General features: G+C 40.0%; 21 protein-coding genes and 1 riboswitch. Of the genes, 17 read left to right on the forward strand and 4 right to left on the reverse strand.

Translation table 11 applies throughout. The features are described from left to right. Positions 1-2: 2 nt before the first annotated feature. From AAW12_RS18770 to AAW12_RS18810, 9 genes are all read left to right on the forward strand, one after another. Positions 3-1,610, forward strand: coding sequence for a hypothetical protein (locus AAW12_RS18770; RefSeq protein ID WP_046675167.1), 1,608 nt, complete (start codon positions 3-5; stop codon positions 1,608-1,610). Further along, positions 1,603-2,214 carry a c-type cytochrome gene (locus tag AAW12_RS18775; protein ID WP_084823236.1) on the forward strand — a complete coding sequence of 204 codons (612 nt, stop codon included), beginning with the start codon at positions 1,603-1,605 and terminating at the stop codon, positions 2,212-2,214. Before AAW12_RS18770 ends, AAW12_RS18775 begins: the two co-directional genes overlap by 8 nt. 6 nt (positions 2,215-2,220) lie before the next feature. After that, positions 2,221-3,477 (forward strand): sulfite dehydrogenase, encoded by a 1,257-nt coding sequence (gene soxC / locus AAW12_RS18780; protein ID WP_053003813.1) that lies wholly within the window; start codon positions 2,221-2,223, stop codon positions 3,475-3,477. A 45-nt stretch (positions 3,478-3,522) separates the two neighbouring features. Then, positions 3,523-4,431 (forward strand): epimerase, encoded by a 909-nt coding sequence (locus tag AAW12_RS18785; RefSeq protein WP_046675168.1) that lies wholly within the window; start codon positions 3,523-3,525, stop codon positions 4,429-4,431. A 155-nt stretch (positions 4,432-4,586) separates the two neighbouring features. After that, positions 4,587-4,680: riboswitch (SAM-I-IV-variant riboswitch) on the forward strand. A gap of 34 nt (positions 4,681-4,714) precedes the next feature. Then, positions 4,715-4,978: a hypothetical protein gene (locus AAW12_RS18790; protein ID WP_046675169.1), complete on the forward strand. Its 264-nt coding sequence runs from the start codon at positions 4,715-4,717 to the stop codon at positions 4,976-4,978. A gap of 186 nt (positions 4,979-5,164) precedes the next feature. Continuing rightward, positions 5,165-6,088 carry a family 2A encapsulin nanocompartment shell protein gene (locus AAW12_RS18795; protein ID WP_046675170.1) on the forward strand — a complete coding sequence of 308 codons (924 nt, stop codon included), beginning with the start codon at positions 5,165-5,167 and terminating at the stop codon, positions 6,086-6,088. 23 nt (positions 6,089-6,111) lie between these two features. Beyond that, a complete protein-coding gene (locus AAW12_RS18800) occupies positions 6,112-7,830 on the forward strand; it encodes a family 2A encapsulin nanocompartment cargo protein cysteine desulfurase (protein ID WP_046675171.1) in 1,719 nt (572 codons plus the stop codon). A gap of 79 nt (positions 7,831-7,909) precedes the next feature. Then, the gene (gene epsC, locus AAW12_RS18805) at positions 7,910-8,719 is read left to right on the forward strand and encodes a serine O-acetyltransferase EpsC (RefSeq protein ID WP_046675172.1); all 810 of its coding nucleotides are present in this window, start codon (positions 7,910-7,912) and stop codon (positions 8,717-8,719) included. Positions 8,720-9,008: 289 nt separating this feature from the next. After that, the gene (locus tag AAW12_RS18810) at positions 9,009-10,415 is read left to right on the forward strand and encodes a sialate O-acetylesterase (RefSeq protein WP_046675173.1); all 1,407 of its coding nucleotides are present in this window, start codon (positions 9,009-9,011) and stop codon (positions 10,413-10,415) included. A gap of 47 nt (positions 10,416-10,462) precedes the next feature. Here the strand turns inward: AAW12_RS18810 and AAW12_RS18815 are convergent, their stop codons facing one another. The 3 genes from AAW12_RS18815 to AAW12_RS18825 all read right to left on the reverse strand — a co-directional run bounded on the left by AAW12_RS18815 (position 10,463) and on the right by AAW12_RS18825 (position 12,959). Further along, positions 10,463-10,867 carry a hypothetical protein gene (locus tag AAW12_RS18815; RefSeq protein ID WP_046675174.1) on the reverse strand — a complete coding sequence of 135 codons (405 nt, stop codon included), beginning with the start codon at positions 10,865-10,867 and terminating at the stop codon, positions 10,463-10,465. 78 nt (positions 10,868-10,945) lie between these two features. Further along, on the reverse strand, positions 10,946-11,767 hold the full coding sequence (locus AAW12_RS18820; protein ID WP_046675175.1) for a DUF6896 domain-containing protein: 822 nt from the start codon (positions 11,765-11,767) through the stop codon (positions 10,946-10,948). A gap of 142 nt (positions 11,768-11,909) precedes the next feature. Beyond that, positions 11,910-12,959, reverse strand: a complete 1,050-nt coding sequence (locus AAW12_RS18825) for a hypothetical protein (RefSeq protein ID WP_053003814.1) — start codon at positions 12,957-12,959, stop codon at positions 11,910-11,912. Positions 12,960-13,951: 992 nt separating this feature from the next. On the opposite strand from AAW12_RS18825, the gene AAW12_RS18835 reads away from it, so the two are divergent. From AAW12_RS18835 to AAW12_RS18845, 3 genes are all read left to right on the forward strand, one after another. Continuing rightward, the gene (locus AAW12_RS18835) at positions 13,952-14,392 is read left to right on the forward strand and encodes a lipoprotein (protein ID WP_046675177.1); all 441 of its coding nucleotides are present in this window, start codon (positions 13,952-13,954) and stop codon (positions 14,390-14,392) included. A 209-nt stretch (positions 14,393-14,601) separates the two neighbouring features. Continuing rightward, positions 14,602-15,117, forward strand: a complete 516-nt coding sequence (locus AAW12_RS18840) for a YegJ family protein (protein ID WP_053003815.1) — start codon at positions 14,602-14,604, stop codon at positions 15,115-15,117. A 218-nt stretch (positions 15,118-15,335) separates the two neighbouring features. Next, a complete protein-coding gene (locus AAW12_RS18845) occupies positions 15,336-15,764 on the forward strand; it encodes a hypothetical protein (protein ID WP_046675178.1) in 429 nt (142 codons plus the stop codon). 209 nt (positions 15,765-15,973) lie between these two features. On the opposite strand, the gene AAW12_RS18850 is transcribed toward AAW12_RS18845, so the two are convergent. Further along, entirely contained in the window at positions 15,974-16,693 is a 720-nt protein-coding gene (locus tag AAW12_RS18850; RefSeq protein WP_046675179.1) for a hypothetical protein, read from the reverse strand. A 161-nt stretch (positions 16,694-16,854) separates the two neighbouring features. On the opposite strand from AAW12_RS18850, the gene AAW12_RS18855 reads away from it, so the two are divergent. From AAW12_RS18855 to AAW12_RS18875, 5 genes are all read left to right on the forward strand, one after another. Beyond that, entirely contained in the window at positions 16,855-17,148 is a 294-nt protein-coding gene (locus AAW12_RS18855; protein ID WP_053003816.1) for a hypothetical protein, read from the forward strand. A 340-nt stretch (positions 17,149-17,488) separates the two neighbouring features. Further along, entirely contained in the window at positions 17,489-17,806 is a 318-nt protein-coding gene (locus tag AAW12_RS18860) for a hypothetical protein (protein ID WP_156167701.1), read from the forward strand. A 353-nt stretch (positions 17,807-18,159) separates the two neighbouring features. Next, a complete protein-coding gene (locus AAW12_RS18865; protein WP_046675182.1) occupies positions 18,160-18,657 on the forward strand; it encodes an RNA polymerase sigma factor in 498 nt (165 codons plus the stop codon). Positions 18,658-19,156: 499 nt separating this feature from the next. Further along, positions 19,157-21,790 carry a cyanophycin synthetase gene (gene cphA, locus AAW12_RS18870; protein ID WP_046675537.1) on the forward strand — a complete coding sequence of 878 codons (2,634 nt, stop codon included), beginning with the start codon at positions 19,157-19,159 and terminating at the stop codon, positions 21,788-21,790. Further along, positions 21,780-22,625, forward strand: coding sequence for a cyanophycinase (locus AAW12_RS18875; RefSeq protein ID WP_046675183.1), 846 nt, complete (start codon positions 21,780-21,782; stop codon positions 22,623-22,625). The genes cphA and AAW12_RS18875 overlap by 11 nt, the downstream gene beginning before the upstream one ends. Positions 22,626-22,634: the final 9 nt, after the last annotated feature.

Genomic DNA, 22,634 nt, shown 5'->3' on the forward strand with positions numbered 1-22,634 from the left:
AGATGTCAATAAATAATCCGTCGTTAGGTAGTGCCCGGTGGACTGCCTTTCAGCTCATTGCATTTCGCGTCAGCTTTATTTTCTTTATTATAATATCTATACCTAATAATCCGCTATGGTACAAACAAGTATTTTCAATAGACTGGTTTAATTTGGATTATCGCGACCTGTATGATATCTGTCGGTTCGGTTCGGGTGTAAATTGGTTTGGCAGAACTACATTTGGCTACCGGTTAGAGGGGTATAGTATTTGGGTGAATACCTTATTTTTTTCCATCGTAGCCGCATTGATCTGGACATTTGTGCTACGATTACTCAAAAGAGAGCGATCGGAATACAACAGGCTGTTTTATTGGCTCAATGTTGTGGTACGCTATAGAGCTGGTCTGGGTATTATCGGCTTTGGATTTACAAAACTTTTTCCTGTACAGATGCCCTATCCCTCTTTGGGGATTTTGGATACCGACTACGGTGATTTAACTGCACAGAAGATCTTTTGGCTTTCGTTTGGAATCGTGCCCTGGTATCAGGTTTTTGCGGGTATACTCGAAGTGAGTGCAGGTACGATGCTTTTCTTTCGGAAAACGGTACCTATTGGCGCGGCATTGCTGGTAGGTGCTCTGGGCGCAATTGTTGTTGTGAATTTTGCTTACGATGGCGGGGTACATGTTTACAGTTCGTATTTCGTATTACTGAGCTTATTTTTACTTGTGCCATATTACAAACCTTTCTATACCTTATTTGTCAAAGAAATTGCCGCGAAGATCGAACTGTATTTGCCTAATTTTAAACCCCGTATTAACTTGGTTAGAATCGGCCTCAAAGCTCTCGTCTTATTTGTTTTTGTTGGCGTCTTTTTCTATCTGCAATACATCGATTTTCGGTATGATCCTTACAAACAGCCCTCATCGCCTGGAGTAAACGAGTTGCGGGGAACCTATAATGTAACGGAATTTAAGTTAAATGGAGAAACAAGACTTTTTAATCCGTACGATAGCATCCGTTGGCAGTCTGCAACGTTTGAAAAATGGTCCACGCTGACCTTTCGGGTCAATCGGCCTTTGCGATTGGACCTTTCAAATGGGGGCGGCGACCCGAAGCGGGATGTAAACCGAAGTTTTGAAATTTCAGGTGTGGCCGGAGGTCAGCGTGTTTTTCATTATTACGCCGATAAGGATAACAAAACATTGTACCTGGAGGATAAATTTAAGTTGATTCCCGATGAGCGGAATGTAACAGCGGGCGAAGGTGGCGATGGCGGCGTTCGAAACTATCTGAAAGAGCAAAAGCTATCTGCCGACACTCCAGCAATTTCCTTGGCAGAATGGATTCCCGATTCGGTGAAATATAAATTTGCCCATGAGGTAAATGATGTGCATCCAAAAGCGCGGACGACACGCCGCATTCGGGAATTTGCTAAAGCAGATGAATTAGCGAGAAAAGAAATGAGACAGCGTTTCGTTCTTCATTATACGGTCTCTAATCAGGGCAATAGGATCATATTGAGCGGAATTGACGAAAATCGTGATTCGCTTTATGTGGTGCTAGATAAAGTTATAAAAGATTATAAGCTTACCGCGGGTAAATTGGTTGCTGGACAGTATGACTAAACATGGAGCTGTATATCTTTCGATTGGCGGCGCAGTAGCTTTCCTCGTATGTTGCGAAACGAGTGATAGCGTCCCATCTGCCACGAGCTTGCGGCAGCGTGAAACAGATTGGTCGGAAGGACTTGATGCGTACCAGGCAACATGGCCGGATAAGTTTGGGATAGGAAGTCCCGCAGATAAAAGTTTTATAGCCAAATGGGATATCGATGTCCGCCCCGACGGGAAAGGCTTGCCCAATGGTGAGGGAACTGCTAAAAATGGTGCTGTAGTATACCGACAAAAATGTGCCAGTTGCCATGGCGCCCATGGATATGAAGGGCCTGAAGATAAGCTGGTCACAGATTCAACGGGGAGCAATACCATTGGTAATTACTGGCCCTATGCGACAACAATCTTTGATTATGTGCGTCGTGCCATGCCATTTAACGCCCCGGGTTCACTAACAGATCAAGAGGTTTATGATATTACAGCTTATCTGTTGTACTTGAACGGAGTCATAAAAGAGGAGAATAAAATTACAGCAACAACTTTACCTCAAATAGAGATGCCCGCGCGGAAAAGATACGTGTTAGATGATCGCCACGGAGGTCCGCAGGTTAGATAAAAGAATATGTCTGAAGGAAAAGAATATTTAAAACAGCTACGAAAGCTTGTCCGTTTGTTGACGGTGACAGTAGCTTTCTTTTTAGCAATTGCGGTAGGTCTTGTGACCTATCAGCATCTATCCAATCGGGTTGTAGAGCCTGATTTCGATTCCAAAATTAAGGTCGATCCCAGCAAAGTACAGGGAAGGCCATCATCTGAAGTAGGCTATCGTTCTAAATTCGATAGCCCTAAGCGTATAGCTACTTACGCCACGGCTTCCCGTACGCCTTTGGAAGATCTGCAAGGCACAATTACGCCCTCCGATCTCCATTTTGAGAGACATCACGCCGGTATACCCGACATCGATCCCGAGCAGCATGAGTTACTTATCCACGGATTAGTAGAAAAGCCTATCCGATTAAAACTTTCGGGCCTCAAGAAATATCCTTCCGTATCGCGAATCTGTTTTATTGAATGTTCTGGCAATTTTCGTTATGGAAAACGGGAAATGACGCCTGGAGAAGTCTGCGGTTTAACAAGCCAGAGTGAGTGGACAGGTGTATTGCTATCGACCGTACTGCGTGACTTAGGGGTTAAGCCTGAAGCCAAATGGCTGCTGGCGGAAGGTGCTGACGGTGCTTTGATGGCGCGTAGTGTACCCTTGCAAGAAGCATTGACCGAAGCGATCATTGCCTATGGCCAGAATGGAGAGGCTATTCGACCACAGCAAGGTTATCCAATGCGCCTGGTCATTCCAGGATTTGAAGGAAATACACAAATCAAATGGTTGCGGCGGATTGAGGTCACAGATAAACCTGTGATGACTAGGGAAGAAACATCAAAATACACCGAGAAAATTAAAGGTGGAAAAATTCGGATGTTTAGTTTAGTAATGGATGCCAGATCTATTATTACCTTTCCTGCCTATCCGAAAAAAATTGAAGAAGGTTGGCAAGAACTACGGGGCATAGCGTGGAGCGGCCGTGGAAAGGTGGCAAAAGTATTGGTGAGTACAGATAATGGTAAGACATGGAATGAAGCACATTTACAGGGACCGGTATTGGAAAAAGCACATACTGCCTTTAAATTCATGTGGAACTGGGATGGAAAGCCGACACGTGTGCTCAGTAAAGCAATTGATGAGACAGGGTATGTGCAACCTACATATCATCAACTGGTCAAGGCGCGGGAATCGAAGTCGGGCTATCATTTCAATCCCGTTGTTGGATGGGATATTGAGAAAACAGGGGAAGTCTACCTTGCGGATGTCGAGGGCATTTGATCTGAGCATTAAATTCAAGGGCTATTTTAAAGTGTATTTGACGATATGAGAAAAGTTGTACTTGCTGGAGGGACTGGTCATCTTGGAACAGCCCTAAAAGAGAAGTTTCTGGAAATGGGATGGGAAGTTTTGATTTTGTCCCGAAAACAGCCTAAGAAAGAGGACGGCGCGGGTTATCTATTTTGGGACGGAGAGCATTTGGGTACATGGGGTAATGTACTGGAAAGTGCAGATACCGTGATCAACTTGAGTGGCGAAAGTATACGATGCCGCTTCACGCGAAAAAATAGGGCAATTTTGGAGGAATCCCGTCTTTTACCGACGAATGCTATAGGAAAAGCAATAGCAGCTTGTGATAAACCCCCGAGGCTTTGGATAAACTTTTCCGGTATCTCTCTTTTTTCTGGATTAAATGAATTGCAGGATGAGACAAGTATAGCGGTTGGAGAGGGGTATCTAGCTCAACTCACCACTAGATGGGAAGCTGCTTTTTCAGCATTTGACCTGCCTGAGACACTTAAAGTGATACTCCGCGTCAGTCCAGTGTTATCAAAACAGCGGGGCATGCTGGCTGAATTACTTCCGCTGGCTAGATGGGGGCTGGGCGGTAAAATTTCTAACGGACGCCAATGTATGAGCTGGATCCATGAGCGCGACCTTGTGAGATTAGTGTTGTGGATAATTGAGCAGAGACAACCACGGCTTATTTATCATGCATGTAGCCCCCGTCCCGTTACCAATGCAATATTCATGAAAGCGCTCAGAGCGAGTTCGGGAGCATCTTTTGGCTTGCCTATTCCAAGGACTTTTGCCCGTATCGGGTCGTTTTTTAAAGCGGTAAATTCAAGTATCCTTCTCCAGCCTGTTCCTGGGACAACTAAGTTTACCTTGGAAGATGGATTTGATTTTGAATTTGGGGAAATTGAATGCGCATTGAACGATTTGGTAAAATAACAAGACTTGTGTTGGCATTAATAGCCCCTGATGAATGATCAGGGTAAATCAGTTAACAAAATAGGAGGGATAGAAACAATAATTGACCCGGTAAAAATAAATAAAACTTTTATTTTCAAAAAGATAAGGGAATTTAAATAAAATCTACTAACTTTATAGAGTATTCAGAATTGCATCGCGCGATACCAACCGAGTAGACTTACCACGGTGGTTAATTAATATGGGTTTCGGCCAAAAAAACTGAATACAATTTATAGTTTAACCCTTTAAATTTTTAAATTGTATGGCAACAACAAAAAGTCTTTATGAACACTTATCTGAAACGCTTATTCATTATTCGATTAATGAATTAATCCAGTTTAATAACGATACGGTGTCAGGCCGGGGGTGGGGATCATCCAAAACGATTTTTCGAGCCGCTCTGTTAAGCACCCTTTCCAAAAAGGGCCTTGATCTATCACATATTGTTTCGAGAGAAGACGGTTTTACCTCGGTAAAACAAGTTGCCGTGCGATTGGAGGACAATAGGCTTGTGCCGATCGTATAAAAATTAAAGTAGTTATTACGACCTTTCTAATTAATTTATTAAACTAAATAATGAGGGGCAGACTGAAAAGTCTGCTCTAAATTAAGATAGAGTTTCTATCCTTCTTTTAAAAAGAGTCCACGATCGAATTTCCACTCTTTTTCAGGTGTTCTTAATCTATTCCAAATTTTATTAAACTTTTACAATATGAGTGAAAAACCAACACAACAGACCGCCTTGGGCGATGTCGCTGCACGACACCTGGCGATTGCCACCAGAACCGTTCCACAGCTTGAAAGTATCTCACCCCGATGGCTGGTTCATTTATTGCAATGGACACCTGTTGAATCGGGTGTGTTTCGATTAAACAAAGTCGTCGGCGAAGACAGTATTCAGGTAGATTGTTCCAGACGAGATGAGAGCGTTTTGCCACATACATTTGTTGATTATGACGAAAGTCCCCGGGAGTATAATCTAAATGCAGTCAATACACTGATAGATGTACATACACGGGTTTCTGATCTCTACAGCAAGCCCTATAACCAGATCAGTGAACAGTTACGATTGGCAATTGAGAAAATTAAAGAAAGGCAGGAGAGTGAGCTCATCAACAATGCCGATTACGGAATCTTGAGCAATGTGGCGGCCAAACAGATTATTAAGACCAGATCTGGAGCTCCTACACCCGATGACCTGGACGAATTGATCACAAAGGTTTGGAAGCAGCCTGGTTTTTTTCTGCTTCATCCACTCACCATTGCGGCCTTTGGACGCGAATGCACACGCCGTGGCGTCCCACCACCCACGGTATCACTTTTCGGTTCACAGTTTTTAACCTGGCGCGGCATCCCATTGATTCCGAGTGATAAAGTTCCTATTGTAAATGGGAAGACCAAAATTCTGTTGATCCGTACAGGAGAAGCACGTCAGGGGGTAATTGGTCTTTATCAACCTAATTTGCCGGGCGAACAGACACCGGGCCTATCCATCAAGTTTACCGGAATTAATGATAAAGCTATAGCTTCTTACCTGATATCTTTATATTGTTCGCTGGTCATTCTCGTAGACGATGCTGTGGCTGTATTGGACGATGTGGACATCACACAGTACCACAGCTACAATTATAAGTAGATCATTCCTTAAAAGATTTTACTATGTCTCATTTAGATATTGATTTCGAAAGATTTCTAACGGAAGAAGCAAATAAGTATTTTAAGGCAGTTCCGACGGAAAACCTCCTGTCTGGGGATCTTCCCCGAGAGGCAATCTATCCTGATAAACCGGCTCCTGATCCTAAACTGAATACATTCAATTTGGAAGATCCCGCAATCGGTTTTCATGATCCAAATTTTCATAGAGAAAATGCAACTATCCCCCTAGCAGGGAATGGCAGGCAACCTGGTATTTACAATCCAGTTCTTCCTCCTGCTACGGGCATTGGTATAGAGCCACAGGTCAATAAATTACCCTTTGCGGAAACGGCTGAGAATCCACTTGGCACACTACGAGGGACATTGCAGCAACTAACCAGTTTTCAACATGGTGCCCAGATACCACGGGGCGATAGTATAAATTCATTCTATTTCATACAGTCAGGGGCTAAAGTTGAAAATACGTCTCCATTGCCTTACGATACGTTGAAATCCCATTTTGACGTTCAGTCAATTCGTCGCGATTTTCCTGTTCTGCAGGAAAATGTTCGTGGAAGACCACTTGTTTGGTTGGACAATGCCGCGACGACTCAGAAACCACAAGTGGTTATCGACCGGATATCGCGCTTTTATCAGACTGAAAATTCCAATATACACCGCGCTGCACATGAACTTGCTGCCCGTGCTACAGATGCCTACGAAGAATCGCGAAATATCATTAAGAACTTTCTAAATGCCAGTTCACCCAATGAGATTATATTTACGCGTGGCACGACCGAATCCATCAACCTTGTTGCCAATAGTTGGGGAGATCAGCATTTAGGTCCAGATGATGAGATTATAATTAGCTATTTGGAACATCACGCCAATATAGTTCCCTGGCAGCAATTGAGTCAAAAGAAAGGTTTTAAGATCCGGGTAATCCCGGTTGACGAGCAGGGTAATCTGCATTTTGATGAGTATAGCAAACTGCTCAGTTCCCGAACGAAATTAGTCTCTTTTACCCATGTCAGTAATGCGCTCGGTACAATAACACCGGCAAAAGCCATTATTGACGCAGCACATCGGGTAGGCGCCAAAGTCCTGTTGGACGGGGCGCAGTCGGTTTCCCATATTGCAATCGATCTTCAATACCTAAATCCCGATTTCTTTGTGTTTTCTGGACATAAAATATTTGGCCCGACAGGCATTGGCGTGCTCTATGGTAAAGAAGACATCCTAAACAATACGCAGCCTTACCAAAGCGGAGGAAACATGATCCGTGATGTCTCTTTTGAAAAAACAGAATTTCATGCTGCCCCCAATCGTTTTGAAGCTGGTACGGGCAATATTGCCGATGCTGTTGGCCTGGGTGCTGCAATCCGATATGTGCAGGCTATCGGCATTGATAACATCTATCACTACGAGCATGATCTATTGGATTATGCGACCCGGTTGTTGAAACAGATTGCTGGTGTTATTTTGATCGGTACAGCGAAAGAAAAAACCAGTGTACTTTCCTTTACCCTTTCTGGATACAGCAACAACGAAGTTGGCCAGGCATTGAATGAAGTCGGCATAGCCGTTCGGACAGGTCATCACTGTGCACAGCCGATCCTGAGGAGACTGGGGTATGAGTCGTCGGTAAGGCCCTCCCTTGCCTTCTACAATACACATCAGGAGATCGATCTCCTCGCGTTGACGGTGGAGAGATTGGCTAGTCGAAACAAACGATTTTACTAATTAAAAGTATGGCTGCTGGCGGTTGAGGGGATTGTTAAGCTGCCGGCTTTTTTCAGGATATCAGTATAAAAAAGAAGAAATGGAAAAATTTTATAGCACTTTATTTGCCAGACAACAGGCTGCGCATGATATGCCCAGTAACGTTCGTATCTGGGAATGGGCAAGAGATGTATTTCGACTTATGTTTCCAGAACGCAATTCGAAAAAGCTGCTTACGGTAGAAGCCGTTAAAGCAACTTTTACAATTTTGGAAAATGAGCTATATGATCTTTTGCTGAACAGCAAAGACTGTATAGGCTGTGATCATCGCGAAATTGTCCAACGTTTTTTTGAAAACCTCCCGCACATCTATCATCTGATGCTTGAAGATGCTCAGGCTATGCTGGATGGCGATCCCGCGGCCAACAATCTAAGTGAGGTCATACGCACTTATCCGGGGTTTCTTGCGATTTGCATGTATCGCATGGCCCATCAGCTCTGGTTAGATCGGGTACCCTTATTTCCTCGTATTTTGACCGAGTATGCGCATGAACGTACAGGCATAGATATCCATCCGGGAGCGACCATTGGACGTCACTTTCATATTGATCATGGAACTGGCCTGGTTATTGGCGAAACAGCGGTTATCGGCGACCACGTTAAGTTGTATCAGGGGGTCACATTAGGAGCCCTTAGTGTTGACAAGGTATTGGCTGGTCAGCGAAGACATCCGATTATTGAAGATCACGTGATTATTTACGCGGGAGCAACAATATTGGGCGGGAATACGCGTATAGGACATCATTCAGTGATCGGGGGAAACGTCTGGATAACAAGCAGCGTACCGCCAGACACAACAGTATTCCATAAACCACAAATACAATTTATCCATTCAAAAGTTGATCGCTGAGACTTTTTTGTAAATCTATCCGATGTTATCGTCGATATGGATTTGCAGCGATAGGGTATACCATTGATTAATGTACTTTTAAAACAAAAAAGGTTTTCGGCTTCTTAGCGAATATAATTGGGGATCAATATTGGAGAGTTATAAAAGTATCCCTTTTTAGGCATTTTTAAAAAACAGGTGCGTATATTAGAATCGCGATAGTTAATATACCAAAATAAAAAGACCTCTTCGAATTGTACTATTATTCGAAGAGGTCTTTTGTGGATAGCTTACACTATAAATCAATATTATGAACAAATTTCTTTTCTTTCTAATTCTATGTTTTTTTGCGTTATCATCGCGTGCGAACATTCGGTTACCGAGTATTCTGGCCAACAATATGGTGCTACAGCAACAATCGTTGGCCCAAATATGGGGGTGGTCCAAGCCGGGTGAAAAAGTCCGAATTACCACATCATGGGACAATAAGACCGTGGAGGTAACAGCAGATGGAAATGCTAAATGGCAAACGTCAGTTCATACTCCGAAAGCTGGAGGACCCTATATGATTGTATTTGAAGGAGAAAATAAAATTGTTCTTGACAGTGTATTTATTGGTGAAGTGTGGGTTTGCAGTGGGCAGTCCAATATGGAATGGAACTATTACAATGGTATTTCCAGTATTAAAGATGAGTTTTCACAACTTGACAAGCTTAATATCAGATTATTTCAAGTGACTAAGACAACTGCACAAACGGTACAAGATAATAATGAAGGAAATTGGATGGTTTGTGACAGCAATGCCCTGAAAAATTTCAGTGCAGTTGCCTATTATTTTGGAAAAGTCCTCAACAAAGAATTGAATGTTCCGATTGGTTTGATTAGTAGCAACTGGGGCGGTACCCCAGCCGAGGTATGGACCCCTGCAGAACTGATTGAAAATAATAGCATTTTAAAAGATGCGGCATCTCAAAAGAAATCTACATCATGGTGGCCCATTGCACCAGGCTATGCCTATAATGCAATGATCGCACCGTTTACTAATTTTAATATTGCTGGCGCGATATGGTATCAAGGAGAAAGCAATGTTGAAACAGCTTCGAGTTATACCCAATTAATGGAGACCATGATTGCATCCTGGCGTAAGTCTTGGCATAAAAATTTCCCTTTCTATTATGTACAGATTGCGCCAAATAGGTATTCCAACCATCATGTAGGAGCCCTACTCCGAGAAGCACAGACTAAGACTCTCGCAACAGAAAATACAGGTATGGTTGTCATTTCAGATTTGGTCAACGATACATTGAATATCCATCCGACAAATAAAAAAGACGTTGGTTTACGTCTTGCAAACTATGCTTTGTCGGAGACTTATGGCCTAAGTAGAGGTAATTATAAAAGCCCAATGTACAAGTCATTTGTCGTTCAGAATAATCAAATTGTGATTGATTTTGACCATGCCGAATCCGGTCTGACAATAAAAGGAAACGAAGGTAAGGAAATTTTTATTTCGGGAGCCGATAAGATATTTTATCCTGCCATTGTAAAAGTAAAGGGTCAGCAGATGATTGTTTCAAATAAGCAGGTAAAAAATCCAGTGGCTGTTCGGTACCAATTTAGTAATACGGGGATTGGCAATTTATTTAGTAAAGAAGGCTTACCTGTCGCTCCTTTTAGAACGGATACTTGGCCTGTTGATACGAGCAAAATAAAATAGCGTTTTGGTATGATAAATATGAGTGCAGTTAATTTGTTTGTTTCCATTTATTGTTGCACCCAATTTGGTGGATATCCCATTCCATTTTGCCCTAAAAAGATGATAAAAGGTTTTTTGTTATCTTTCCAAATATATACTTGCGCGGCATAGTTCATTGTAAATCCAGTGTCAATGTCTGGGTTAATGGGAAATGTAACAATATAGTATTCTCTATTGTCTTCGGTTTCCTTCCAAAGATTAGTTGGATCATTTTTAATTTCTGTTTTCCGATTTGGAGGAAGTGGCAGAGCTTTATTCAATTTTACCTTGGGCTCAATATAGTCTCTATACATCTCCTGAAATTGTGGTTGCTGGTAAACTTTTCTAGCTATACCGATTATTTCAGTATCTTGTGCCAAAGATAATAGCGGAATAATCATTATTAGTAACAGACTGTAATATTTCATTTTCATATATTTTCTTTTTAATTTGGAAGAGTCCCAATATCCGCCAATCGAAAAGTTTCACCATATATCCCAGCTTTAGGAACTTTATCGATCGTGTTGGTTTATTCTATCACCAAGAAACTTCCAAAGGTTGAATTTGGATTTCTTCTTAATTCCCTCAATATGCTTTCCGAATATTTTTTCTAAATTCGGGTCGTATTTAATCTCAACTTTCTCTCTATCTGCGACAACAGTGCCAGTGTGGCCAGGAACAGTATAAGGGATCTCTTCAAATTTTCCTAGTGCGGTCATTTTATTTATTATTCTTAAACCGTCGGCATATTCTACAAATAGGGGAATTGGAAGAGGCCTATAGCCTGGTGACGACAGGATAAATTTCATAAAAAAATATGGATCTAAATCGCCAAACTCGAGTCCGAAGGCAAGAGGAACCTCAATACATTGTCCCGTTGTCAAATGTTGAAAACCGCAGTGAAAACCATGGATGAAATATCTCCATTCAGCAACTGTTCCTATCTGTCGATCGTCTCGTTTTAACTCGTTAAATGTATCAAGTGGAAAATCCTTGTTTAAGTTTAATTCAAGTTTGTCGACCAATGTAAATACTAATTGCTCACCTAGTTTCCTGTAATCTTTCGCACATTGTTCGAAAAAGTCCTGTTGGTCTTCAATCTCCTGATCTGTAATAAGCTTTACAATGTTTAGTTCAGGTTCGATCGTATGGGTCAAAACTTGGAAACCTGAAAGTGCATGTTCGAGGTAGTGTCCGACTTGTTCCCGCTGTTTATTCGTCTTTCCTTCAAAAATAATCTTTAAAGCTATTTCCCTTGAAATGGATTTAATTTCATCTACTGTCGGAATTTGGTCAATTGACTTAATCGTGATTATATCTGTTGTTCTGTCCAATGCAATTCGTTTTAAATCGATCAGTTATGGCTATTTTTTATTCGTTTTTCCATGTCTACTGCCCATTGTTGCTATTCACCTTGTTGAGAAAATACGGTCATTCATCTCGAATGCCAAGCGTTTTAAGTAGATTTTTTTGAGGTTATTCGTAAACAAAATCATCATTCTTAAAGGTCTTTTTGTGATACTGCCGAGCTAGTTCGGCAAAGCGGTTATTTCTTTTATCACTGTCCAAAAAGCCACCGACACTTTTTACATTAGTATTTTCAAATACAGGTATGAAATTTTCGGCATTTTGATTTCCGTTCCAAATAATGAATTCTTGTAGATTTGGAGCATTTTTTAAGGAAGATATGTCAGATAATCCTTTCATATCTTCGAGTGAAATCCGTCTCAGTGATTTATTGCTAGATAGATCTGGGAAGACAGTTATCTGTTTCAGCGATTGGATAAACAGATTTTGGAGTGTGGGTAACGCTGAAATGAATGATAGATCCGAAAGTCCACGTACTTGCCAAAGTTCTAGGTATTTAATAGATGGTAAGGTTTTTAGTGCCTCAAAGCTTTTTATTCCCCCCAACTTAATATCGACGGACCACAGGTATTTTAAGCCATTAAGATAATCAATGTTGGGAGTCGAGATCGAGCGGAGAACAATTTTTTTGAGGTCCTTTAGTTTGTTGATTGCATTGATTCCCTTTTGGTGTCCTTCAAGATAGAGGTATTCTAGGTTTTTGAATCTTTCAATACAGTCAATTTGCGGTTTCTTGGATCTGGTGCGATATAAGGATAATTCTTTTAGATGGGGATTGATCTTTTCTAAAAAATCAAAATTATCCAAATTTAAAATACCCACAGCTAGCATTTCTAAGTTTTTGAGCTGGGCGATAGTATTAATTCCTGTAGCGTCGATCAGACAATCTATTGAAACCCTTCTTAGAGAAGGGATACGCTTCAGAAAAGTTAAGTCACAAGCTGTAGTATAATGTCCAAAAATCCGTAATGCAATATCTGGCCTTTGGGAGAAGAAGATCCTTTCCAATAAATCTATTTCCTTATTCGATAAAGGATCGGAAAATTGGATGGATTTTGTATTGATATCCTTTGCAAGAGCCTTTAAATCTGCCTCTTCAAAACCTGTTGAAATACTGTAATGTCCTGAATCTCTATTTATACTGTGTATGCTCATCATAAAAGGTTTGACAACTAAACATAGCAAAAAATTGTTGAATATAAACTGTTTTAGTTTACATAGTACCCTAGTGATCTTTGCCTCGTTTAGAAATCAGCAATATTAATCTTTTTCATTTTTTCCTTTTTCAGTGTAGTCTACAATTGAGCTTATAAAAGTGATTTCATTATCGCTAGAATTTGACTTATTAGTGAAACTCCCATAGTTATATATACTGCCAAATACATTAAAATTGATTGTCGCCTATTGATTCTTGCGCTTCCTTCCATATGGATTACAATTATTTTTCTCCATAACGGTGTAGATAAAAACACAACATTTACGACAAGAATTAGGAGGTGGACATAACTAATTTGCCTCCCAAAGTTACTTAGGTTTAAAGTTGTCAATCCTGCGGATATACCGACGAACAAATAAAAAAAATGAATATTGTTCGTCATTTCTAAATTTACCTTCATGAAATTTAATATACAATATATAGTTTTTCGATTTAAAGCGTATTTTTTTAAATTTATATATCCTCAATTACAATAAAACAGTTAACTAGGGTAATATTATGAAAGATGGTTTAATTTAAAGTTAAGTTGTGTTTAATTAAATTTTAAACATTAACAAATCGAAAGTCTTGCTAAAACAGGAATATTATTATTTTTTTAGTAAACTTCTCTGGTGATGAATATTAATTTATCAGGGACAATTGCCCGCTTAGCTCGTTTACCCTAGTATAAGCTCCAAAAGCCACGCTTATGAAATTTTGTTTTTACTCTGTAAACATTAATATTATGAAAAATTTATTATTACTAAACATGTCTCTATTCGAGATTATTATATCCTTGAGTTTTATAATTATTATGTACCTGCTTTTCTTGAAATTCTTTAGGAAAAAATAGGATTAACTTTTTATATATTACAGGCTGAAATTTGTGTATGTCAATAACTTTAAAAAAAGGTTTGAAAGCTAATGTAGATTATTATAAATATTATCAAACAGGATGATGAAAAAGATTATTTTATTTATCATACTGGTGTTTTTTCTTAGTGGTTGTTTTCAAAAACCTGCCGTTGAAAAATCACGAATTGACTATAGAATAGGAAATTGTTTTATTCGGCTGTATATTGATAATATAGGTCAGGCTACTGCTCAATCTGGACGATTAATTGAAAGGGATGATAAAAGCTTTTTCATTGGTCGTATTTTAGATAGTACAAAGTTTACTGTTAAAACCGGCGGTGAGTTTATAAGTAGGTTGAAAAAATTTAATAAACCTGTGGTTGAATCGGGGAATGGTTATAGTCGAACCCAAATATTTCTAGGTGACTCTTTGTGTTATGATACTAATATGTATACTTCGAATTTTTGGAAGTTATATTCCATAATTTCTGACGAAATACCCAATGAATTTAATCCATTTAAAACACATCAATTTGATTAGTTTTTTACTTTGGATGTCCTGATGTTGTGCCGAAAAAAGTGCGCCATCTCCGAATACCACAATTTTTCCTATTTTTAGGATATGCTGTTTAAAAAAAATGCCCGTAAAAAGAAGGTAAACGTTGTCGACGAAATTCGAAATGCTAAAGCCGAATTCTTTTGCGCTATTTAAATCGCTCAGTAAAGATTGTATATGCAAAATATTAAAAGATGAGATCAAAGATTTTAAGACCTATTTTATTTGTTGCCGTCAGTAGTGCGCTGCTGCTGGCATGCCAGTCTCCCTCCATAAAAGATAAAATTGAAAATGATGAGGTTATCGGTTTCCGTTCTGATGATGAGGCAATGAACGCAGCTATAGTAAAGGCGAAAAACTCACTCAACCAGTTTGTACAGGCTGTTGAAAAACCGCAAGAAGGGTATGAAGCATTTGCACTTAAAATAGCATATGATACTCCTGATAAAAGTTTAGAGCATATTTGGGTCGGCGATATCAGCTATCAAAATGGTCAATTTACCGGCGTTGTCTCTAACAGTCCGGTCTCTACAAAAGAGGTCGCTCTTGGCGATACCGTGGTGATTAATAAACAGAACATATCAGATTGGATGTATTTAGATAAGGGAATATTACGGGGAGGTTACACGATCCGAGCCATGCGTGATCAACTGTCAGGATCGGAAAAGGAAGAATTTAATAAATCGATCGATTTTGTTATAGAAGACTAGGAATATTTTTATTGGTTAAAAGCATTTCAATATCCAAAACTTTGCAATATTGTTTCATAAATGAGAGCCTTATTAATTATAGAAGTGCAAGTGAGGAGTTTTAGACCCTATGAGCTACGGCATGATACCTTCGCTGTTATTGATCGGAATTATTAATATGAGTTAAAGTATAGCATAATATGTCGTTAAATGCGAGTCTACATTTAAAGAACTAAGAAATGACTAGCGGAAAAATAAAGAGAAAGTTTAGTTTACCTCAATCTGAATTATTTAAAAACGATGCAGCGATAGATTTGGATGGTATTTATCTTGATCTACATAATGATTACGACTGTGTTAGATTAGCATATAACGCAGCATCCAGTGAATTTCGTCTTAATTTTAAACGTATCGACCTCGAAACTGATCTTAATTATGATCTAGTTGAGTTAGTGTTCATAGATACTGTTATGGAGACTTGCTTGCTTGTTTTTGACGAAGATTTCTTTGCTGAAATTAAGACTATTGATCTGTTGTACCGTGGTCGGTTTGAAGAGGGCAATGAGCGAGCTGAGTTTGATAGTTCTGGACGATCATTATACTATATAAGTTTTTATAGCGGATTAGAATTAAAGGTATTTGCAAGAGCATTAGAAGTTGAGTTATAGAATAACTTTTCCTAAATACACCCAATTTAAGAAGCAGTAAATGTGCAGTAAATTTTCTCAAATTCGATAGTCTTGTTTTCCGAAGGCTATTTAAAACCAATTGGAAAATCATTTGACAAAAGAAATTTCCACACCTTTTCACATTCCACTTAGTAACTGAATTCATCTGCAAGTTTTTTGATAGTTTATATACGACACTTGCCTGGTGTTTAGTAATATTCGTAATAATTGCTTTGAAAATATTGCGCCCTCCTTAGAGCGGAATTATCCGTAATGAGTTGATTTATGTCGTCTATTATTGCGTTAAGCCGTTTGATTTGATTTAATTTCCGCTTAGGTTCAATTCCCCCATTATTCGCTGTTTCATCAGCTACAAGCTGCCGTAGGCCCTGAATATACAGCTGTTTTTGTTTGTTGATAGCATATGTTTTCCGAAGCCCGCTCTTATCTTTTGGCATTAGGTAAATTGAATATTCTACTTCCGCGAGTAGTCTTTTATGCTGATGGCCAAAGTACGTACCTCCTTGTTCAATTAATGCAAATAATTCATTTATTTTTGAAAATAGCTGAAATAATCTTTTGCGCTGTGTAGTATATTTCTGCTCACCATTTACCTGCATTAAGAAGTAGGAATAGAGCATACAATAATTATCCTGTCCAGCCTCGCTGGTGAACTCCACATCGTGTTGGAGGTGATAGCTCAATGTAGGATCAAAAGCCTCTTCAAATAGAAATTCAGGATGATTACTTAAAATATTGTCAAAATCCTCCCGACTGTAAACCAGCGAGTCATTCGTTTGAAAATGCAGTACGATTAATGAATCTGTTGACCGTGATATTGCAGCAGCTTGTGCCAAGGTTCCGTTTTTATATCCCCATAGTAGTAATATAATAATACAGATCTGAGATATTTTTACAACTAGCTTCATAATATGGCTTTAATGGTTTTTGAATTTACAAAACAGGAGGTAAAAAGGCAAAATATATAACTCATTAACAAATCCTACTTCCAGCCATCATCATTGTCATTCTTAGCTCTTGTAAAAAAGATGAAAAGATAGCCATTGATAACCTGATCGGTAAATGGACCGTGGCAAATGATGATCCTAGAATGGCCGTTGATGGTTCCGTTACCTACAAATTCAATTCAGATATGACCTGTGTTAAAAATATCTATGATGCGCTTTCAAATCGAGACACGACTATTTCCCGGACCTATGTATTGAGCAATGATAAGACTTTGGCGACGCTCTACGATGAACGTAAAATATATACAGAACAGTATCTTATAAAAAAAATGAATACGAAGGAAATGAAGTGGGAAAATGCTTCCCCAAATGACGGTAACGAGAATAAGAGGTTAATTCGATCTAGCGATCAATAGGTTTCAATAACTTTTAATTTACCCACTAGATTTTGGTTAACAATTCTGATGATATAAATGTCATCCAATATGAACCAACCCTGATAAAATTCGTCGGGTCTTTAAAACCTGCTTTTTTGCAGCATTCAGCATTATATTTATCCCATAATATAGGTATTCCCAATAAGGATATTTATCTGGTGTTGATATGTCCTAATTGTTATATCCAATTTCTATTACAGGTATTAATTCTAGTGTCATTGTCTGTCTATTGAATGTCGTGCTCTAAACCGACCGGAATTTAGCCGAGGTTGTGAGCCAATAGATGAACTTAACGAAATTATTTCTTAAATTAGATATTATGAAGAATTATTTAATAGCCATTTTAAGTCTTTTAATTGTGGTATTATCGTCCTGTTCTGGTACACGAATTGCCACTATGAGAAAATCGAAAATGGAGCAGCTTGAATTGGGTATGTCTAAATTGCAAGTTGTTAATATTCTTGGATCATCCTATTCAATTGCGCAAAAGGAAGCAAACGCTACGGATACTATAGAAGTTATTTCCTACAGGAATGTTCCTTTTGATGAGGAATTCTATTTATTTAGGTTTAAGAATAATAAATTGGAGAAATGGCATCGCGAATTCCAGCCGGTATACAAAGAAATAAAACCGTAAAATTTGATAGGTAGGTCTGCCGTCGCACACTTTGCACGTTTTTGTGATTGTATACTTTACACTGCAAAAATTTTCCGAGTAGATACTTTAAAAAAGTAATTGATACATTTTTTAAAAGCTAAATACTTAAAATTAACTCTCGCTTACTCTTTATTTTATTCGTGTAAAAATATATTATTGAATTTTTTATTTCTTTTGACATTGATAGGCCTGTAAAAAGTAGTAATACGATTGCGGTTGTAGGATCTATCATACCCAATATTGTCTTCCAAACTTAGCATCCTTCTTGTGCCTCTTTTGTATGAAGATTGAATCACTGATATAAGTATCAATTTAAACAAAGGAGATAAGTTATGACTAATTACGATTTAAGTGTACTGATCGAAGAAAAAAGAAGTTTACTATACCACTTTTCTACAAAATTTACAACTGACCCTGACGAAAGGGAAGACCTAATCCAGGAGACTTGGATCCGAGCATTAAAATCCCTTGATGAATTTATTAACCAACCTAAATTGATGAGTTGGTTATACGTGATTATGAAACATGCTTATATTAATAAGTACCGTAAAACAAAACGCATCAATGATATTGAAGAGATCTATGTTGATTTGGAATCTACCAACAGAATTACCTACAATAGTTGCGTCGATAGATTTGTGGCAGACGATATACAAACCGCAATGCGTAGCCTCACAGAAGAAAATTATGAAATTTTCCGTCTTTATACAGAAGGTTATAAATATCAGGAAATAGGTAGTTATTTTAACATGCCAGAGGGTACAGTTAAGACAAGAGTTCATACGATTCGAAAGAAATTAAAAAGGCAGCTCAAAGTATACCAAAGCTGAAAGTTTAGCTGTCTAATACACGATAACTTTTAGTTAGCCGAACCAGCTTTGTTCTTTGATTCCATATCTTTGGCAAGCTTCCTGGATAATTTTGGTCAATGAACTGGGGGGATCGTTGAATTGATGTAACCATTTGGCCTCCGAGATCGACGGTGATATGATCGAACTGATATTCCTTTATTCTACCTCCAATGCGATTCGGTGCATCATAGAGGGAATACCATGCCCTGCTATACCAGCTTCTATGACAGCAATGCGTTTTTCACGTTGAATGATCTTCATAGTTAATTTTTTTTATCGGAAACATGCCTGTGGTGATCTCGAACTAAATTTACACAATGACAGAAATTAAATAAAAAATTTGGGTAAATCACGTAAGAGTACCCGTTTTTTTGATTTACTACGTTGCGATCGCGTACAAAGTGTCAGAACCTTTTATTTCCTAGTCGAGTTCTATGATCAAAAGGGAATTCTTGTTAATTAAATAATGTTTCATGATATGAAAATAAAAGAACTAAAAGTTCTTCGTGGGCCAAATATATGGTCTACCAGAAGGCAGCAGCTTGTACAGATGATACTTGATATCGGAGCATACGAACATCAGCCCACCAACACTCTTGCGGAGTTTACTGACCGACTCGTGGATCTGATACCTTCTTTACATACCCATCGTTGTTCGGAAGGGGTTGAAGGTGGATTTATAAGCCGCATGAAAGAAGGGACCTGGCTCGGCCACGTGGTCGAACATGTTGCGCTCGAAATCCAGACCTTAGCAGGTATGGATTGTGGATTTGGCCGTACAAGATCTACCGGAGAGCATGCCGAATATTTTGTGGTTGTATCTTATCTGACCGAAGAAGCAGGCAACTACGCCATTCAGGCTGCGGTGGATATTGTACAGGCCCTAGCAGAAGGTAAATCAGTTGACTTAAGGCCGGTTATTGGTCGATTAGCTGAACTGTACCACCAGGAAAAACTTGGACCAAGCACACAATGCATTGTTGACGCTGCCATCGAAAAAGGCATCCCATGGCGTCGGCTCGATAACGAATCTTATATTCAATTTGGACAGGGCAAAAATCAACGACGTATCCGCGCTACTGTGACTGACGCGACGAGTAATATTGCTGTTGAATGTGTTCAGGAAAAGCATTTTGTTAAAACGTTGCTGGCTGATAATGGCATACCAGTGCCAGAGGGAAAGTTGGTCAATGAACTTGACGAGCTCTATGGAGTGATAGCTGAAATCGGCTTTCCATTGGTCATTAAACCAAACGATGGAAATCATGGGCGTGGTGTAACGACGAGAATCCTCGACTATCAGACAGCGAAAGAGGCTTTTATCAAGGCGAAGCTCCACGCGAATGATGTGATCGTAGAACGTTATATACAAGGGGATGACTATCGGTTCTTGTTGATCAATTATCAATTAGTTGCCGTTGCAAAGCGTACACCCGCTACTGTGATCGGCGATGGAACATCTGGCATTGCGCAGCTTATCGAAGCGGAGAATGCTCGGCCTGAACGCGGTGTCGGGCACCAGAACATCTTAACACAGATCATTATCGACGAACAAGTTAACGCTATTTTGCAAGAACACCAGTTTACTTTAGATACGGTGCTGCCGCAGGGAACCATTTTACAGCTCAAGAAAACCGCAAATCTTTCTACGGGTGGCACTGCTGAGGATGTCACAGCCTCCGTACCTACGGAAACCCGACTGCTGATGGAACGCGTAGCGCGATTAATACAACTGGACATCTGCGGTATTGACGTGATATCAACGGATATTCGCCAGGAATTTCGTCAGGAGACAGCCGCTATCTTAGAAATTAACGCCGCCCCGGGATTCCGAATGCATAGCCACCCATCGATCGGTCAAGCTCGACCTGTCGGGCAGGCAGTTATTGATATGCTGTTTCCCAAAGGGCATACGGGACGAATACCGGTTGTCGGCATTACTGGCACCAACGGTAAGACCACAACCACACGCCTCCTTGCGCATTTAGCGTCTGTCAACGGACTGAAGGTTGGTTGCACAACTACGGAGGGCATCTATATAAATGGTCATTGTATCGAAATGGGGGACTGCAGTGGGCCCAAAAGCGCGCAGCTCGTGCTAGCTGACCCCATCGTGGAATATGCAGTATTAGAATGTGCCCGCGGTGGAATGCTTCGAAGGGGGCTGGGATTTGATCGCTGCGATATTAGTATTGTAACAAATGTCGCCGAAGATCATCTTGGAATTAACCACATTCATACGCTGCAAGATTTGACTAAAGTGAAAGCTATATTGCCAGAAGCAACTTCGCCTACTGGACTAGCTATTTTGAACGCTCAAGATTCAAACGTATACCACATGCAGAATAAGGTAAGAGGAAGGGTGGCCCTCTTTTCTTTGGATTCAGATCAGCAGGAGCTGTTAGCTCATTTTTCCAATGGTGGTATGGTCTGTTATTTGGAAGGCGGATGGATTTATATTGGCGTTCAAGGGATAAAAACCCGGCTAATCGAAGCAGCTGATATCCCTTTAACCGTAGGGGGCAAATATAGCTGTATGATCCAAAATGTAATGGCTGCAACCTTAGCGGCGCTTGAGTCTGGCTTTACCCTCGACATTATTCGGCAGGGATTGAAAACCTTCTTACCTACACCGGAAATGAATTTAGGCCGAATGAACGAGTTTTGGATCGCTGAACGCCATCTGCTTGTCGATTATGTTCACAATCCACATGGGTTTGCCGAACTGAAAAAATTCATTGATAAAATAACCGCAACAGAAAAAATCGGCATTATCACTGCGACAGGTGATCGGCGGGATCAAGATATTATGGAAATCGGAAGGTTATCCGCTCAAATCTTTGATCGGCTGATTATCAGGCACGATAAAGATTGCAGAGGCCGTTCACCGGAAGCAATCAGCAAACTCCTCACGGAGGGAATTCATTCTGTGGACAAAATGGTACCGGTCACTTATATCTCTGATGAAAGAGAAGCCCTCAACTATGCACTTGAGCATTCGGAAAGCGGAGCCTTAATATTACTGTGCAGTGACGACAGCCGAACCTCGTTACGTTATGCAATGGAAATAAAGCAAGTTGAAGATCAAAAATTAAAATATTATGGTACCTAAGGGGAAACTATTGATTATTGGTGGGGCAGAAGAACGTAAGGGGCAGCATCCCGATAAGGAGCTGCAAATAAGCGAGCATTTTGATATTTTGAAAAAACTTCTTCCCGAAGGAAAAGAAAAAGGGCGGATAGAAGTTGTGACAAGCGCATCTTCCGTAGGCAATGAGATAGCTGAGATTTATAGACAGACATTTAGAAAGATTGGCTATCAGAATTATGGATTTATGGCCCCCCGTTCAAAGCAGGATGCGAGGGCAGGGGAGATCTGCGAAAGGGTCAAAAAAGCTGACGCTGTCTTCTTCACAGGCGGCGATCAGCTTAAATTGTCGACGATATTTGCTGGAACGGAGTCATGGGCATTGATCAAAGAAAGATATGAGCGTGATAAAGACTTTCTGGTTGCAGGTACCAGCGCCGGCGCGATGGCGCTTTCTGATACGATGATTATTGGCGGTGGAATGAATGAAGCGCTGATCGGCGCTGATATTCAAACTGCATCAGGGCTCGGCTTTTTGCATGGTTGTATTGTCGATACCCACTTTATTCGCCGCGGGCGGTTTAGCCGCTTGGCACATGCGATCATCCTAAATACAGTCAACCTTGGAATTGGTCTGGGCGAAGACACAGCACTTCTGATCAGTGAAGGTCGATCGGCAACTTGTGTAGGTTCGGGAATGGTCACTGTCATTGACGGTGCAGCAATTCTGAACACTAATATTAGTGATGCCGAATCCGGATCGCCCATATATGTGGAAAATTTAAAAGTCCATCTTTTAGTAGAAGGTTGTAAAATCAATTTGGAGGAAAAGAAATTATCATTTCCAAAATCGAATTAGAGGAACAAT

The organism is Sphingobacterium sp. Ag1 (assembly GCF_000988325.1).
Classification (GTDB): Bacteria; Bacteroidota; Bacteroidia; order Sphingobacteriales; family Sphingobacteriaceae; genus Sphingobacterium.